The 15,453-nt window shown below is 56.5% G+C and carries 14 protein-coding genes; 6 read left to right on the forward strand and 8 right to left on the reverse strand.

Going from position 1 to position 15,453, the window contains the following annotated elements; all coding sequences use genetic code 11:
• Positions 1 to 6 precede the first annotated feature (6 nt).
• Together EL29_RS05360 and EL29_RS05365 are read left to right on the forward strand one after the other, a co-directional pair.
• A complete protein-coding gene (locus EL29_RS05360) occupies positions 7 to 744 on the forward strand; it encodes a phosphatase (protein WP_014593478.1) in 738 nt (245 codons plus the stop codon).
• Between the two features lie 27 nt (positions 745 to 771).
• Entirely contained in the window at positions 772 to 1,341 is a 570-nt protein-coding gene (locus EL29_RS05365) for a TorD/DmsD family molecular chaperone (protein WP_013025440.1), read from the forward strand.
• A gap of 1 nt (position 1,342) precedes the next feature.
• Here the strand turns inward: EL29_RS05365 and EL29_RS05370 are convergent, their stop codons facing one another.
• Positions 1,343 to 2,692, reverse strand: coding sequence for a CoA transferase (locus EL29_RS05370; RefSeq protein ID WP_029571412.1), 1,350 nt, complete (start codon positions 2,690 to 2,692; stop codon positions 1,343 to 1,345).
• Between the two features lie 47 nt (positions 2,693 to 2,739).
• On the reverse strand, positions 2,740 to 3,624 hold the full coding sequence (locus EL29_RS05375; RefSeq protein WP_014606084.1) for a DMT family transporter: 885 nt from the start codon (positions 3,622 to 3,624) through the stop codon (positions 2,740 to 2,742).
• 189 nt (positions 3,625 to 3,813) lie between these two features.
• Here EL29_RS05375 and EL29_RS05380 point away from each other — a divergent pair, with 189 nt between their 5' ends.
• A complete protein-coding gene (locus EL29_RS05380; protein WP_014593482.1) occupies positions 3,814 to 4,536 on the forward strand; it encodes a glutamine amidotransferase in 723 nt (240 codons plus the stop codon).
• On the opposite strand, the gene EL29_RS05385 is transcribed toward EL29_RS05380, so the two are convergent.
• Complete coding sequence (locus EL29_RS05385; protein WP_019105667.1) at positions 4,524 to 5,087, reverse strand: class I SAM-dependent methyltransferase; 564 nt, start codon at positions 5,085 to 5,087, stop codon at positions 4,524 to 4,526. The two genes, EL29_RS05380 and EL29_RS05385, sit on opposite strands and share 13 nt — an antisense overlap.
• Before the next feature lie 235 nt (positions 5,088 to 5,322).
• Between EL29_RS05385 and exaC the strand changes: the two genes are divergently transcribed.
• The 3 genes from exaC (at position 5,323) to EL29_RS05400 (ending at position 8,887) form a co-directional block, all read left to right on the forward strand.
• Positions 5,323 to 6,843, forward strand: coding sequence for an acetaldehyde dehydrogenase ExaC (gene exaC, locus EL29_RS05390; RefSeq protein WP_028715025.1), 1,521 nt, complete (start codon positions 5,323 to 5,325; stop codon positions 6,841 to 6,843).
• A gap of 176 nt (positions 6,844 to 7,019) precedes the next feature.
• On the forward strand, positions 7,020 to 7,211 hold the full coding sequence (locus EL29_RS05395) for a hypothetical protein (protein ID WP_013025446.1): 192 nt from the start codon (positions 7,020 to 7,022) through the stop codon (positions 7,209 to 7,211).
• A 467-nt stretch (positions 7,212 to 7,678) separates the two neighbouring features.
• On the forward strand, positions 7,679 to 8,887 hold the full coding sequence (locus EL29_RS05400; protein WP_022623574.1) for a cupin domain-containing protein: 1,209 nt from the start codon (positions 7,679 to 7,681) through the stop codon (positions 8,885 to 8,887).
• A gap of 107 nt (positions 8,888 to 8,994) precedes the next feature.
• Here EL29_RS05400 and EL29_RS05405 read toward each other — a convergent pair whose 3' ends face one another.
• The 5 genes from EL29_RS05405 to licT all read right to left on the reverse strand — a co-directional run bounded on the left by EL29_RS05405 (position 8,995) and on the right by licT (position 15,136).
• The gene (locus tag EL29_RS05405; protein ID WP_014593486.1) at positions 8,995 to 9,684 is read right to left on the reverse strand and encodes a DUF4440 domain-containing protein; all 690 of its coding nucleotides are present in this window, start codon (positions 9,682 to 9,684) and stop codon (positions 8,995 to 8,997) included.
• Between the two features lie 57 nt (positions 9,685 to 9,741).
• Positions 9,742 to 10,704 carry an alpha/beta hydrolase gene (locus tag EL29_RS05410; RefSeq protein WP_022622905.1) on the reverse strand — a complete coding sequence of 321 codons (963 nt, stop codon included), beginning with the start codon at positions 10,702 to 10,704 and terminating at the stop codon, positions 9,742 to 9,744.
• A gap of 124 nt (positions 10,705 to 10,828) precedes the next feature.
• Entirely contained in the window at positions 10,829 to 12,301 is a 1,473-nt protein-coding gene (locus EL29_RS05415) for a glycoside hydrolase family 1 protein (protein WP_028715026.1), read from the reverse strand.
• A gap of 10 nt (positions 12,302 to 12,311) precedes the next feature.
• Positions 12,312 to 14,159, reverse strand: coding sequence for a beta-glucoside-specific PTS transporter subunit IIABC (locus EL29_RS05420; RefSeq protein WP_028715027.1), 1,848 nt, complete (start codon positions 14,157 to 14,159; stop codon positions 12,312 to 12,314).
• 122 nt (positions 14,160 to 14,281) lie between these two features.
• The gene (gene licT / locus EL29_RS05425; protein ID WP_014606076.1) at positions 14,282 to 15,136 is read right to left on the reverse strand and encodes a BglG family transcription antiterminator LicT; all 855 of its coding nucleotides are present in this window, start codon (positions 15,134 to 15,136) and stop codon (positions 14,282 to 14,284) included.
• Between the last annotated feature and the right edge of the window lie 317 nt (positions 15,137 to 15,453).

Consider the following 15,453-nt stretch of genomic DNA (forward strand, 5'->3'; position numbering starts at 1 on the left):
CAGACAATGTATCCGGTAGATCTTCACATGCACACGGTTGCCAGTACCCACGCTTACAGCACGCTGCACGACTATGTGGCGCAGGCAAAACTGAACGGCCTCAAGCTGTTTGCTATCACCGATCACGGTCCGGACATGGCCGATGCACCGCATTACTGGCACTTCGTTAATATGCGCATCTGGCCACGGATCATTGATGGCGTGGCGATTCTGCGCGGTATCGAGGCCAATATTAAAAACCAGCAGGGCGAAATCGACTGCTCAGGGCCGATGCTGGAATCGCTGGATCTCATTGTGGCGGGCTTTCACGAAGCGGTTTATGCGCCGCGCGATCTGACACAGAATACCGAGGCGATGATTGCCGCCATGGCGGGCGGGCTGGTTCACATCATTAGCCATCCCGGCAACCCAAAATATCCCGTCGATATTCCCGCTATCACTGAAGCCGCCGCGCACTACGACGTGGCGCTGGAGCTGAATAACTCCTCCTTTACCCATTCCCGACCCGGCAGTGAACCCAACTGCCGGGCGATTGCGGAAGCAGTCGGCAAAGCGGGCGGGCGGCTGGCCTTCGGCTCCGATTCTCACACCGCTTTCACCCTTGGCAACTTCGAGCACTGCCTGCGGATTGCCAGAGAAGTGGATTTTCCCGAGGATCGCGTGTTAAATGTCACGCCGCGTCGCCTGCTCGATTTTCTGGAACTGCGTACCGGCAAACCTATCGCCGAGCTGGCTGACTTTTAATTTATCTCCTTCAAGGAATGTTGACGCATGAATGAGTTTTCCATTCTGTGCCGTATTATTGGCTCGCTGTTTAACCGCCATCCGCAGGATGCGCTGCTGGCCCCGCTGTTTACGCTGATTCGTGAAGGTAAACTGGCGGCACAGTGGCCGCTGGAGCAGGATGAGCTGTTAACGCGCCTGCAGCAAAACAGCGATCCGCAGGCGCTGGCGGCAGACTACGATGCGCTGTTTGTCGGCAGTGACTGCAAGGTATCGCCGTTTGCGTCACGCTGGCCGGAAGGAAAGCCGGAAGCTGATATTCGTGCCTTTTTGACCGCGCGCGGTATGCCGCTGGGCGAGGCGCCTGCCGACCATTTCGGTGGGCTGCTGCTGGCGGCATCCTGGCTGGAAGATCAGTCTGCGGCCGATGAAAGCGCCGCGCAGCTGGCGCTGTTTGACGTGTACCTGATGCCGTGGTGCGGCACGTTTCTCGGCAAAGTTGAAGCCCATGCCAACACGGCGTTTTATCGTACGCTGGCGGTGCTGAGTCGTGAGGCGATTCAGGCCATGTATGATGAGCTGGTGGAAAGCGCCAGCGAGCAGGGCGACGACGCCTGAATCACCAGTGCGCCGGATGCGTGCCGGGCGTGGCGCACTGTAATGTGGTGCCGGGCAGCCAGGCGGCGGATCGTAACCGGACGCCAATGCCCCACGGCGTAAGCTCAATGCAGGGCTGGTTGTCGCAGAGCCGTGGCGTAATGCCGCTCTGCTGTTCATTCAACCCATAACGGTGTTGCTCAAGCAGCCAGGCGGTACGCGCCAGCGACAGCCGCGTCTGATTGCCGCAGCCGTGCTGCAGGCGCTGACGCAATCCTGCCAGAACCGCGGCGGCCATCAGGTAGCCAGTGGCATGATCCAGCGCCTGTACCGGAAGCGGTACCGGCGCATCATGCTGCTTCCATCGCATTCCCTGTTCGGCAATCCCGCAACTCATCTGCACCAGACTGTCGAAACCGCGCCGGTTGCGCCACGGTCCCTGCCAGCCCCAGGCATTTAAACTGACGTCGACCAGACCGGGACTCAGGGCCTGCAGCGATGCCGCATCAAATCCCAGCTTTTCCAGTGCGTCGGCGCGGTAGCCGTGCACCATCACATCGGCCTGTTTCAGTAACCAGATAAACTGGGCACGGTCGGCTGGCTGTGTTAAATCCAGCACGGCACGGCGTTTGCCGCAGGCAAGCTCTTCGTCCACACCGGGTTCCTGCCAGCCGGGCGGATCGATTCGTAAAACGTTTGCCCCCAGGCTGGCCAGAAAGCGCGTCGCCACCGGGCCTGCAATGATACGGGTCAGATCCAAAACCTTGATGCCAAGTAACGGACGCGCCGCGGGCAACGCCCACGTGACTGCGGGGCCGTCGGCCAGGGTTTGTCGCGCGAAGAGCGGTTCATGTATGACGGCCATCCCCTGTGGATGCTGCTGCCATGCCTCGGCACTGCGCATCTCTGCCGCGCAGCCGCCTGCCTCAATTACCGCCTGTTCCAGCTCCGTGCCTTGCCACTGCGCCACTTCCCGTGCCAGTGCCGCGCGATCCGGGTGACGGCCAAGCACGCGTTCCATTGCCAGCCGATGGTGCGGAGCATTGGTGTGCAGGCGGATCCAGCCGTTGCGGCAGGCATAATCGCCGGCAAAGGGATCCCACAGCGCGGGCGCAGCGCGATTAAGCGGCATAAAACTGTGCTGAAACCAGCGTGAGGCCAGTCGGACGTTAACCTGCGGACGGGCAGGAAGATTAAGCAGGTCGGCCACGCCCTGCATCGCCAGACCCAGGCTGGTGGCCGCCAGTTCACTGACGGCATAGGCGGAGGAAAAGGTGGCGTGGTCGGTAAAAACAGGCAGCATTTGTGGCGCATGATTGCCGTGCAATCCCTGCCACATCTGCTGCCAAAGTGCGTTAGCCAGATGATTCATGCAACAGGCTCCTGATAAGGGCGATGCCTGAAGCATAGCATGTGCCCTTAACGGCGTCGCAGGCGAGGAAAGCGTGCGTGCATGCGCAGATTGCGCAGGTTAATCACCGCAATCGTCGTGCCCAGAATGACCAGCGAAGCGCCAATAATTTTGAAACTGTTCAGGCTGTCGCCCAGCACCACGATTCCCATTAAGACCGCCAGCACCGGCGTCAGCAGCGAGTAGGGCATGATCAGGTTGACGTTGTATTTCTTCAGTAGGGCATACCATAAGGTGTACGCCACCACGGAAGAGGCAATGGCACTGTAAAGAATGGCAAACCAGCCGCGCCAGCCAGCATGTTGCAGCGCATAGAGCTGATGAGACTCCAGCATCAAGCTGGCGGCCCCCACAATCGGCAGGGCCAGAAAGGCGATCCAGCCGGTCAGCGTCAGGGGTTTAATCGGCGGCGATTTTTTCACAATCAGGTTGCTGATCGCCCAGCCCGTGGCGCTGCACAGCAGGATGCACAGCACCCACCAGGCAGGAATGGTGGGGCTACCAGACAGCACCACTACACCACTTAGCGAGATCATAATGCCGATCAGCTGAATCAACCGCAGCTTCTCTTTCAGCACCACCATCGCCAGCAGCATGGCAATCGGCGTACCCAACTGCACGACAATCGCGCCCGTTCCGGCATCGGTAAAACGCATACCGACGAACAGGAGAGAGAAGTGCATAAACCCAAATGTGAAGGCCAGCAGTAGCAACCAGGGAAACTGCTGGCGGTTAATGCGGCAAAACGGCACCAGCACAATCGCCACGACCGCAAAACGCATCCACGTAAGAAACAAAGGCGGTAACTCAACTAAACCCCATTTTACCGCCACGTTATTAAAGGCCCAGATAGAAACCACCATCAGAACCATAAAGAAATGCCGCACTGCCACAATGTTGTCCTTTAAAAATAAACCCGATACCTGATAATCATGGCACGAACCCACGACGTTCTGGCAATGATTAACATTTTTTATTTAGTTAAGCAGGAAATAAAGCTCAAAAAATTCATAAGACATTTACAACAGTTACTGTCAGACTGATATTCCGAAACGCCAACCCTTTTGAGGATTCGATTCGGTATGATTTCTGCGCCTGCATTGCCCCTTGCCTTGATTCAGTTAGATGTTCCCCCCGCCAACGTGGTCGAGAAAATCGGTGAACAACCGGTATGGTTTATTGATGCCCTGAATTTACAGCCTGATGATTACGTTATTGTCCGTCCTCATCTGGGCGAAACGCTGCCGCAGTTTACTGATATTTCCGGTGCGGTGTTAAGTGGTTCCTGGGCAATGGTGACCGATCATGCTGACTGGAGTGAACGCACGGCGGCCTGGATTCGGGCAGCGATGGAGGCGCGTCTGCCGCTGCTTGGCGTCTGCTACGGCCACCAGCTGATGGCTTATGCACTGGGGGGAAAAGTGGGTGACAACCCTAATGGCTGGGAACGCGGTCTGATGACGTTAACCACCACTTCCCAGGCCCGCCACGATCCGCTGCTGGCCACGTTGCCGGAAACCTTCGAGGCCTGGCTTTCGCATCGCCAGTCGGTGATGACGCCGCCCGCGCACGCCACCGTGCTGGCCGTTTCGGACATGGACGGCTGCCAGGTCTTGCGCTATTCAGCCTGTGCGCTGTCGGTGCAGTTTCACCCGGAGTTTGATCGCCGCATTATGGATGCATGCCTGCCAGAAAATGAGGAAAATGACGGGACGGAACTGCAGGGGGCGGACTGGGCGCGTAGCCTCTTATACCATTTCTGGTTGCAAACGCGCCCGGCGGTTAAAAGCGCTCAGGGCGCATAGTGACGGGTACAACGATAAACCCAGGCCGGCGGAACGTTTTTTAACACCCGCTGGCGCTCCCAGGTAAAATAACGAGACAGATCGGGCTGGGTGAGCGACGTGTACTGAAACTGCACAAAAACGCCGTTCGGCCCCAGGGCATGGTACACCGCCTGTAGGATGGCATCCCGTAGTTCCGGCGACAGCGACAGCAGCGGCAGGCCAGAGAAAATGGCATCATAGCTGCCGTTCAGGTACTCGGCCGAACAGGTCCGCACCGTCATTCGCTCGTCATTCAGCGCGCTTAACTTCTGCGCCAGCGCGCTGCTGATTTCAAATACGTCCAGCGTCGCGTTCGGTGCCATCTGCGCCAGCAGACGACGCGTCAGAACGCCATCGCCCGCGCCCAGTTCGGCAACCCGCAACTGACCGCTCCACGCCACCGAGTCAACCATGGTGCGACACAGCGCATCAGAGGAAGGAGTAATGCTGCCCATTTTGCGCGGATTACGGATGAACTGGTGGACGAAATCTGCTTTAGCGCGCATTAAGGTGAAAGCCGAAGCTAACATGCTGACATACCTCCAGAGTAAACATATCCCCATATTGACCCCATCGTGCCTAAAAGTTTCCAGATAACTGGCGAAGCGGCAAAAAGTCGGAATTATCTGTAGTGGGCCCAGCGGGGATTTTCCTTCGTCGCGGTCACAGTTTAAGGACAACAAACCTGTCAGGCTGGCGCTGATCTAATATGTTAAAAATAGGTTTCATAGTTGTTTCACATCTTACTGCGTAAGGAGATTCAACATGCGCTATGCTGCTCCAGGAGAATCCGGTTCTCTCATCACGCTGCAAAAGCACTATGGTAATTTCATCAATGGGGAGTTCGTTGCGCCGGTCAATGGCCACTACTTCACCAATACCTCGCCCGTTAATGGTTCAGATGCCGGGGCGTTTCCCCGCTCAGACAAGGCAGACGTCGATAACGCGGTCGCTGCCGCTGCTGCCGCGGCGGATGCCTGGGGAAAAACCTCGCCTCAGCAGCGCGCCCTGGTGCTGCTTAAAATCGCCGATCGGCTGGAAGATAAGCTGGAATACCTGGCGGTAAATGAAACCTGGGACAACGGTAAACCGGTTCGTGAAACGCTGGCCGCCGATATGCCGCTGGCGGTGGATCACTTCCGCTATTTTGCCGGTTGTGTCAGGGCGCAGGAGGGCAGCGCGGCGGAGATCGACGAATTTACTGCCGCCTATCACTTTCATGAACCCCTGGGCGTGGTGGCGCAGATCATCCCGTGGAACTTTCCGCTGCTGATGGCGGCATGGAAGCTGGCGCCGGCCCTGGGGGCAGGGAACTGCGTGGTGCTCAAGCCCGCGGAGCAAACGCCGCTGTCGATTACCCTGTTTGTTGACCTGATTAAAGATCTGCTGCCGCCCGGCGTGGTCAACGTGGTCCACGGTTATGGTAAAGAAGCGGGTGAGGCGCTGGCCTCCCATCCGGGCATTGCCAAAGTGGCATTTACGGGATCGACGGCGACGGGCGGCCATATCCTGGAACTGGCGGCGAAAAGCTTGATTCCGTCTACGGTCGAACTGGGCGGGAAATCGCCGAACATCTTTTTCGAAGATATCATGCAGGCCGAAGAAAGCTTTATCGAAAAAGCGGCGGAAGGGGTTGTGCTTGGCTTCCTGAATCAGGGTGAAGTCTGTACCTGTCCGTCGCGGGCGCTGGTGCAGGAGTCCATTTACGAGCCCTTTATGGCGGCAGTGCTTAAACGCATTAAAACCATCAAGCGCGGTGATCCCATGGATACGGAAACGATGGTGGGCGCGCAGGCTTCTCAGCAGCAGTTCGATAAAATTCTTTCCTATCTGGAGATCGCCCGTCAGGAAGGGGCCGAGGTGCTGATCGGCGGCGGTGTTGAGACGCTCGATGACACGCTGGCCAGCGGCTACTACATTCAGCCGACGCTGCTGAAAGGCAACAACAGCATGCGTGTATTTCAGGAAGAGATCTTTGGCCCGGTGGTGGGTATCACCACCTTCAAAGATGAGGCAGAGGCCATCGCCATCGCCAACGACTCCATCTACGGCCTGGGTGCGGGCGTCTGGACGCGGGATATCAACCGGGCCTACCGCGTCGGGCGGGCAATCAAAGCCGGACGTGTCTGGACGAACTGCTATCACCTTTATCCCGCTCACGCGGCCTTCGGTGGCTATAAAAAATCAGGTATCGGTCGCGAGACGCACAAGATGATGCTTGATCACTATCAGCAGACGAAAAACCTGTTAGTGAGCTACAGCATCCAGCCGCTTGGCTTCTTCTGACCCTGTGCGGCGTGCCTTGCGCGCGCCGCTATTTTCCGTCTGTTGGCTGTCATATAGGCGTAATCTGCTTGTGACAGGTTAGTTAACAGCTATTATCGATCTATCGCAGCGAACATGCCGAACCTGAGTTGACTGTATGACCTGCTTCACTATGGATAACGGAACAGAGACAAGTTATGCAAAATCCTTATGAATATCTGAGTCTGATGGATGATGTGCTTGATGGACCGGAAGAGAGCATCATCATTGTTAATTTGCCCGAACGCCACCGGGCTTACCCGTTTTGTCCGCTGCAGGCTGAAGGTGCCGCCTCCTCAGCCCGCGCGCCTCAGGCCGAAGCCAGTCCGGGTCAGCATAGGTTCTTCTAGCGGCATTACCCTGTCGTCTGGCCTGCTCAGTGTTTGCCGGCCGGGCGCGCAGTGCGCATTAAGGCCTTTCCCTTCACAACCCCTGCCGCTTCACTCGCTGCGCGCCATGCCCCGAACGCTGCTGGCTGCGACGGAATTATCCTCATCAGAGCGGTTTGTTTCTGACTTGCAACAGACAACGCCTCAGCCTGAACCTGTAACGAAGTATGATCGGCATTGATATTGCCGTTACGCGTGAAAATGATCCTTTCGTGCCAGTTATGAGATTGAACCGATAAGAAAAGTTAACGCTTCCTCAATCAACGATAAAAAGGTAGCACGGGTTGATAATTTCCGTACCCACTCGGCCATGCGGATGTCATCAAAATTTACATATCCCATAAACAAAATTTAACTTAGCCCACTATAAATTTCTTATGACAGCGCATGTCGTCGAATTTATCAGCAAGGAACGAGGTATTTTATTAATGAGTAAATTAACCCGAAGAAGCTTTATGGCCTTTGCGGCAGGCGGCACGGTCGCCCTGGCGGCCGGGCAGGTTCACGCACATGACAGCATTCAGTCCTTTTCCGGTGCTGGCAGAGATCCCGGCCCGCACGATCCCATCCGCGAAGCGGAAAATCCTGACATCGTAAATCCTCCGCCTACCGACAGCGGCACTTTGCCAAACCTGCGCTTTTCCTTCAGCGACGCGCACGTGCGTAAAAGCAGCGGCGGATGGACCCGTCAGGTCACCCAACGTGAGCTCGGCGTCTCCACCACCATCGCGGGCGTGGATATGCGTCTCAATGCCGGTGGCATTCGCGAGCTGCACTGGCACAAAGAGGGCGAATGGGCCTATATGACCTATGGCAATGCCCGCGTCACGGCATTTGATACCGATGGCACCTGGTTCGTGGACGATATTGGTGCGGGTGATCTATGGTATTTCCCGCCGGGCATTCCGCACTCTATTCAGGGGCTGGGGCCGGACGGCTGCGAGTTTCTGCTGGCCTTTGATGACGGCGGATTCGATGAAGACAGTACCTTCCTGCTGTCCGACTGGTTCAAACACATCCCGCCCGAGATTCTGGCCAAAAATTTCAAGGTGCCGGTCTCAACCTTTGCCAAACTGCCCTCGCCTGAAGATGAATACATCTTCGCCGCGCCGGTGCCCGGCAGCCTCTCATCCGTGGCGGTGAAAGGGGCAACCCAAGCTAAACGCACCTTTACGCACCGCATGCTGGCGCAGGAACCGATCAAGGCGCCGGGCGGCACGGTCAGAATCACTGACTCTTCGACCTTTAAGGTTTCAAAGACCATCGCGGCCGCGCTGGTGGAGATCGAACCTGGTGGATTGCGCGAGCTGCACTGGCATCCGAACAACGACGAGTGGCAATACTACCTGGAAGGTGAAGGGCGCATGGGCGTGTTTGCGTCGTCAGGGCAGGCCAGAACCTTTGACTACCGGGCAGGGGACGTCGGCTATGTGCCGTTCGCGATGGGCCACTATGTTGAAAATACCGGTAAGGGGCCGCTGCGTTTCCTGGAGTTATTCAAAAGTGATTATTACGCTGATATTTCCCTGAATCAGTGGCTGGCCGGTACGCCGCGCGATTTGGTGAAAGAACATCTGCAGCTTGATGATGCCTTTATGGATGCGCTGTCGCTGCAGAAAAACCCTGTGGTGAAATAACGCTCATGGCCGCATGTCGGCCATGATTGTCAGAGCTTGTGGGTCTGTTTTACGGCTGCGTGGACAGCCCACGCTTTTTCCCCAAACCCCAAACCCCAAACCCCAGACTATGACCCGGCGGCTGCCGTGCTGCCCTGATGAAAAATCATCTGCCAGCCATGCGCTGCGGATAAAACCCAGTGGGACGAACGTAATGCGGCACGGCTGCCGTCTGGCTGCGCGGTGCGGTAAAGCAAAATGGCATGCTGGGTTCCGACCTCCATTAGTTGAAAGTCGCTGCTGATAATGGCCTGCGCGTTCTCTTCATTCATTAGCGCCGCGATGATTTGCTCACGGTTCAGCAGCGTGCCTGAAAGGGTGATCTCTTTAAATTCGGGATGCAGTCTCTGGTCAAGCCACGCCAGATCGTGGCGCTTTTCATGATGCAGGCTGCATTCCAGCACCGTCAGGGCCGCCAGCAATGCGAGGTGAAGCGCACGCTCATCCTGACGCGGCGCGGAGTGGTGAATCACCTCAACCTGTGAATCGAGCTGAATCGCAGGATAATGTTCCTGCATTCCGGCCAGCAAGACCGCATCGGGCCATTCATCACCTTTGCCCAGATAGTGCGCGACGGATGACAGCGGCATGGTCACCACCTGCGCTACATCAACGATCACCCAGGTCGCAGGATCCTCGTTACTGACATAGCAAAGTGGACCCGGCGTAATCTTCTGTTCCTGCCAGCGAATCGTATGGCGTTTTTTGCCCGCCCGCAGCGCTGTCATCAGGCGGGGTACAATGTTGAGCGTTTGCATCACGTAGCTCCGTGCGTTAACGGCGTTGCTCAACCCTGGCAGGATATGCGTCGCCCATCAACCTGCCGGGCAGGGATTAAAGCGCGACAGCCAGCACTGACGCAGTTCCCTGGCCTGCAGGGAAACGGCGGCCGTGTCGCTGGCATGGAAGCCATGAAAGGCACCGGGCCAGACGTGCAGCTCGACGGCAACGCCGGCACGGATCAGCCGTTGTGCATAATCGAGGTTCTCATCCAGAAACAGGTCCAGCGTGCCGACGCCGATCCAGGCAGGGGGAAGCCCGGCAAGGTTGCTGGCGCGTGCCGGTGCGGCATAAGGCGAGATCGTTTCGCTGCCGGGTTCCTCGCCCAGCAGGGCGGTCCAGCCAATACGATTGTATTCTCGCGTCCAGACAAACTCGCCGGTCACGGGATTGGGATGTGTTTCCGTCACCGTGCGGTCGTCCAGCATCGGGAACATCAGATTCTGGAAGGCCAGTTTGGGGCCATTGCGATCCCTTGCCAGCAGCGCCAGCGAGGCGGCCAGCCCGGCACCGGCGCTGTCGCCCATTAAGCCGATATGTGCCGGATCGATGCCCAGCCTGTCGGCCTGGCTTACCATCCAGTTCAGCACCGCATAGCCGTCCTCCAGCGATCCGGGAAACACCGTTTCCGGGGCCAGGCGATAGTCCACCGAGACCACCACGCAGTTCTGGCGCAGCGCCGTGGCACTGGTCAGTGAAAGCGACTGCTCCGGGCTGCCGAACAGGTGACCGCCGCCATGAATGTGCAAAATGCCCATGCGCTTTCCGGTGGCGGTTACGGGCGTTATCACACAGACTCTGACGGTGGGACGATCGGGAAAATCAATCTGCTGCTCATGGATGTGAAGCCCAAGGTCGCCATAAGACTGAACCTGCTTAACGGCAGCATCCTGACGCTGTTGGCGCAGTGCCACAATCGTTTCAGGCGTGAGTGCCAGCGGCGCGCTGTTTGCGAGAATGGGAAGTAACTCGGGATCGACTAAATGCAGCGTGTTCAAATCACTCCTCTCCTGAGGCTTAAGTGGCAGTGAGCCGCTCTGCCGGGATGGACGACAGAGATTGAAATACACTGACCTGCTGACAGCGCCTGTCAGCAGGTCACCTCAGTGACGTTTAACCGGGTTAGCGGCGGAGGTCTTCGCCATTAGAGGCAATCAGTTTTTTATACCAGTGATAGCTCTTTTTCAAGGTACGTTTCTGACTACCGTTGCCCATATCATCCTGATCCACATAAATAAAACCGTAACGTTTAGACATTTGACCGGTCCCGGCACTCACCACGTCGATCGGCCCCCACCAGGTATAGCCAAAGAGCGCGACGCCGTCGGCAATGGCTTCTTTCATCTGTTCGACATGCTGGCGCAGGTAGTCGATGCGGTAATCATCATCAATGCTGCCGTCGGCCTTAACGGTATCCACCGCGCCCAGACCGTTTTCGGCAATAAACAGTGGCTTCTGATAACGGTCATAAAGCTGGTTCAGCGCCAGCCGCAGCCCTTTAGGATCGATTTGCCAGCCCCATTCACTGGTTGCCAGGTGCGGGTTACGTATTCCGCCGGTAATCAGGTTGCCCTGCGCGCCGGTCAGCTTTTCGGGATGGGCGCTGACGGTGCTGGACATGTAATAGCTGAAGGAAACGAAGTCTACCGGATGTTGCCGCAGGATCTCATCGTCACCCACGGCTTTGGTCAGCTGAACGCCTTTCTCCGCCAGCATTCTGCGGGCATAAGCCGGATAGTAGCCGCGCGCCTGCACATCGCTAAAAAACAGCGAAACGCGCTGCATCTCTTCACATGCCTGTACGTCATCCGGATGACAGGTATGCGGATAGAGGATCTGATAGCTAATCATACAGCCCACCTGAGAACCGGGAATTATCGCGTGGCAGGCCTTAGTGGCCAGCGCACTGGCGATAAACTGATGGTGCGCGCCCTGATATTTATCCTGCTCCAGATGAGGATGACCTTCCTCGATCACGCCGACGCTGACGTAAGGATGATGCTTCACGCAGTTAATCTCGTTAAAGGTCATCCAGTACTTCACCTTGTTGCGATAGCGGGTAAAAACCGTGGTGGCGAATCGCACGTAGAAATCCACCAGCTGGCGATTTGGCCAGCCGCCGTAATCCGTCACCAACGCCAGCGGTATCTCGTAATGCGACAGCGAGACAATGGGTTCGATTCCGTGCGCTAGCAGCGCATCCAGCACCTCATCATAAAACTGCAGGCCTGCCTCGTTAGGTTCGGCTTCATCGCCGCGCGGAAAGATACGCGTCCAGGCTATCGACATCCGGAAGCATTTAAATCCCATACCGGCGAACAGCGCGATATCCTCCCTGAAATGGGTGTAAAAGCCGTTGCCTTTGCGCTTGGGATAATACTTTTTACTGTCCGGGTTCTGCGCCTCTTCAACCTGCGCATGCGTCATGCTAAGCCACTGATCCAGCCACTGCGTGGGCGGTGTGGCCGCGTCGAAGGTATAAACATCGGACACCGATAACCCTTTGCCGCCGATATCCCATGCGCCTTCAAGCTGATTCGCGGCGGTGGCACCGCCCCACAAAAATCCTGCTGGAAAGGTCGTTGAACTCGTCATGCTTTGCTCCTTAAACCGCCGCGGCGGTGAGTGTCAGAAAGGCCTCGCGACTGGCGATATGCCCGGTAGCTTTCACCGGACGAATCTCGTCATAGCGCTCGCTGTTGGTCACAATGACGATCACGCTCGGATCAATGTTCTCCGCCTGAAGCGCGGCCAGATCGAAGGTGACTAACAGATCGCCCGTGCTGATCCACTGCCCGGGCTGAATATGGCTGGTGAAGTGGCGGCCGCCGAGTTTGACGCTGTCGATGCCAATGTGGATCAGGATTTCCACGCCGGTATCGCTTCTGAGCCCCAGCGCATGGTGAGTTTCAAACAGCGACTCGACGTGGCCGTCCACGGGAGAACGTAGCTCGCCACCAGAGGGATAAATAGCCAGCCCTTTGCCAAATATCTCATCGGCAAATACCGGGTCCGCCAGCGTATTCAGCGGTGTGATCTCACCACTGGCAGGCGCAAAAAGCGTCTCGGGTTCGTGGCGCCTGGCGCCGGATGCGGATGCCTCATCGGCGGCGGGCAAGTGGGCAGATTCATCAAAGCCCAGCATCACGGTGAGCAGGGCAGCGCTGCCGAAGGCGATCGCCAGACTGAGCAGGGCATAGATAAAGGTCGGGCCGACCAGCGCGGGGATGCCGGGCAGCCCGCTAAGCGCAAACGCATAGGTTTTTACCCCCATCGCCATCGCGAATGCGCCGCCGCAGGCCCCGCCGAGCAGAGCGGCGGCAAACGGGCGTTTGTAACGGATGTTGATGCCGTACATCGCGGGTTCGGTAATGCCCATCGCGGCGCTGAAGCTGGTGCTGAGCGCCAGTGACTTAAGCTTTTTCTCTCTGGCCCGCAGGAACACGCCGAATGCCGCACCGGCCTGGCCGAGATTCGCAACATAGAAAAGGATTTTAAACGGATCGAAACCCAGCTGGCTGATGTTGTGGATCATCACGGGCACCAGCACATAGTGCATGCCGGTAATAATAATCAGCGACAGGGTTCCGCCCACCACGATGCCCGCAACCATCCCCATGTTTTCAACCAGCCAGATAATGCCGCCAGTCAGCGCGTTACCGGCAAAGATCCCCAGCGGGCCGATGGCGATAAGCGTGACAGGCGTGACGATCAGCAGGCTCAGAAGAGGAACAAACATGGTTTTCAGCGAGGCGGGCATCACGCTATCGATCAGGCGTTCCACGTAACTCAGTAGCCATATCGACAGCAGCACCGGAATTACCGTTGAGGCATAGTTCACCGCTGGCACGGGTATTCTCAGAAAGTGGATCGGCTCACCGGCGTTGAACAGGGTTTGCAGAGCAGGGTGAAACAGCGAGGCCGCCAGCGCGACGGCAACGTAAGGGTTGGCACCAAACCGCGTTGCCGCACTGAACGCCAGCGCCAGCGGCAGGAAGTAAAATACGCCATCGCTAATCGCCAGCAGGATCTGATAGCTCTGATTGTGTGGTTCGAGCCACTGAAAAGCCACCAGCAGCGCCAGGATCCCCTTGAGAATCCCTGCGCCTGCAATGGCGGGAATAATGGGCGAAAAGATGCTGGATAACCCTTCCAGCACTGCCGAGACCGGATTGCGGCGTGAGGTCGGGCGCGGCGGAGTTTCTTTTAGCGATAGCTGGCTCATCAGCGCCTTGTACAAGGGTTCGACCTCATTGCCGATGATCAACTGAAACTGATCGCCAGAGAGATTTACGCCAATAACGCCCTCCAGCGCGTCCAGCGCACCACGATCAGCCAGGCTGTTATCTTTAAGTAAAAAACGCAGGCGGGTAATACAGTGAAATAAAGACAGGACGTTATCTTTTCCGCCAATCAGGGTAATAATGCGTTGAGCGGTTTTGTGATAATTCATAAATCCCTCCAGACTGAAGTCAATATGACGTCATCCACAATGACCGGCGTTAACCGGCTGGATCGTTTTCTGGGGTTTGCCTGATTGAACAGTGACAAGCCGGAACCTGTTTTTAATACTCTTTACGGGGGTAAAACGCTGGGCGTGCTGCGCTGCACAATATTCTCGATGTGTACTGTCAAATAGAGTTTTTCAGAATGACTCATGCTGTGGTGGTAATGCTTTTTGACAAATTCATTGATGGCCTCAACGCATTTGAGCGTGCGGGCGTAACGCTGCTGCGCCAGCGCAAAAAATTCCTCATCGTTGTTATTTAACACCTCGCCATCGATGACCCGCTGAGCAAAAAATTTCAGGTGCGTAATGAAGCGCTGATAATTCAGGCTGTGCTCATCCATTGACAGGGTAAAAAAGTATTTTACGATGTGCTGTAGCTGATAGAGGAGTTGGGTAATTTTCGCGGTTTTTCCCAGCGTATCGTGAAGCCCGGCGTTGACGATATGCAGCGCAATGCTACAGGCTTCGCTGTCCGGTAAGAGCATACCGGTTCGGGCCACCACCATGCCCAACGCCTGACGGCCAATCGCGTACTCGGCGGTATAAAAGTGGCGCACTTCCCACTCCAGCGGATTAGTAAGCGGCGCGTTATTTTTATGGCGTTGCAGCGCGAAGTGAAGATGGTCGGCCAGCGTCACATACAACCCTTCGCTTAATTTATGGTTTAGCTTTTCGCGCGCCAGGCTGACAATATCGGCGGTAAGCTGAAGAATATCGATGGGCACTTCACTGACCAGATCTTTAAAGCGCGCAGAGATCAACGAATCTTCCAGACGAAATATCTTTTCTGCTTCGCTGGGGTGAATACGGGCACCGTGGTGTGTATTAAATCCCAGGCCGCGACCGGTTAAAATAACTTCAAGGCCGTTATCATCAACGGCACTGACCACATTATTATTCAGAATTTGTCTGACCAGCATCGCTCACTCCTGAAACAACATCGGGCAAAACATAAATACAGCGTTGAAGGGAAATTCCCCCAGCCTGCATTCAGGTTTTGCCCGATAATCGGTAACAAGCGTGATGCCGTTTTATCCTGGCACCAGGAAAATTGATATTCAATACGAAATTGTGCAGCGGGTTATCCGGCGCGCCGATTTGTGATCCGCTTTACGAAAAGTAATACAGGAAACGGTTACGCAAGCGGGGAATCCCACTTCAAATACGCAGACACAGACAACTGCCAGCAGAGAAATACGATAAGACTGACCTGCCGATCGTGGCATTTGCCCGCTCT

The organism is Pantoea ananatis LMG 2665, from assembly GCF_000710035.2.
Classification (GTDB): domain Bacteria; phylum Pseudomonadota; class Gammaproteobacteria; order Enterobacterales; family Enterobacteriaceae; genus Pantoea; species Pantoea ananatis.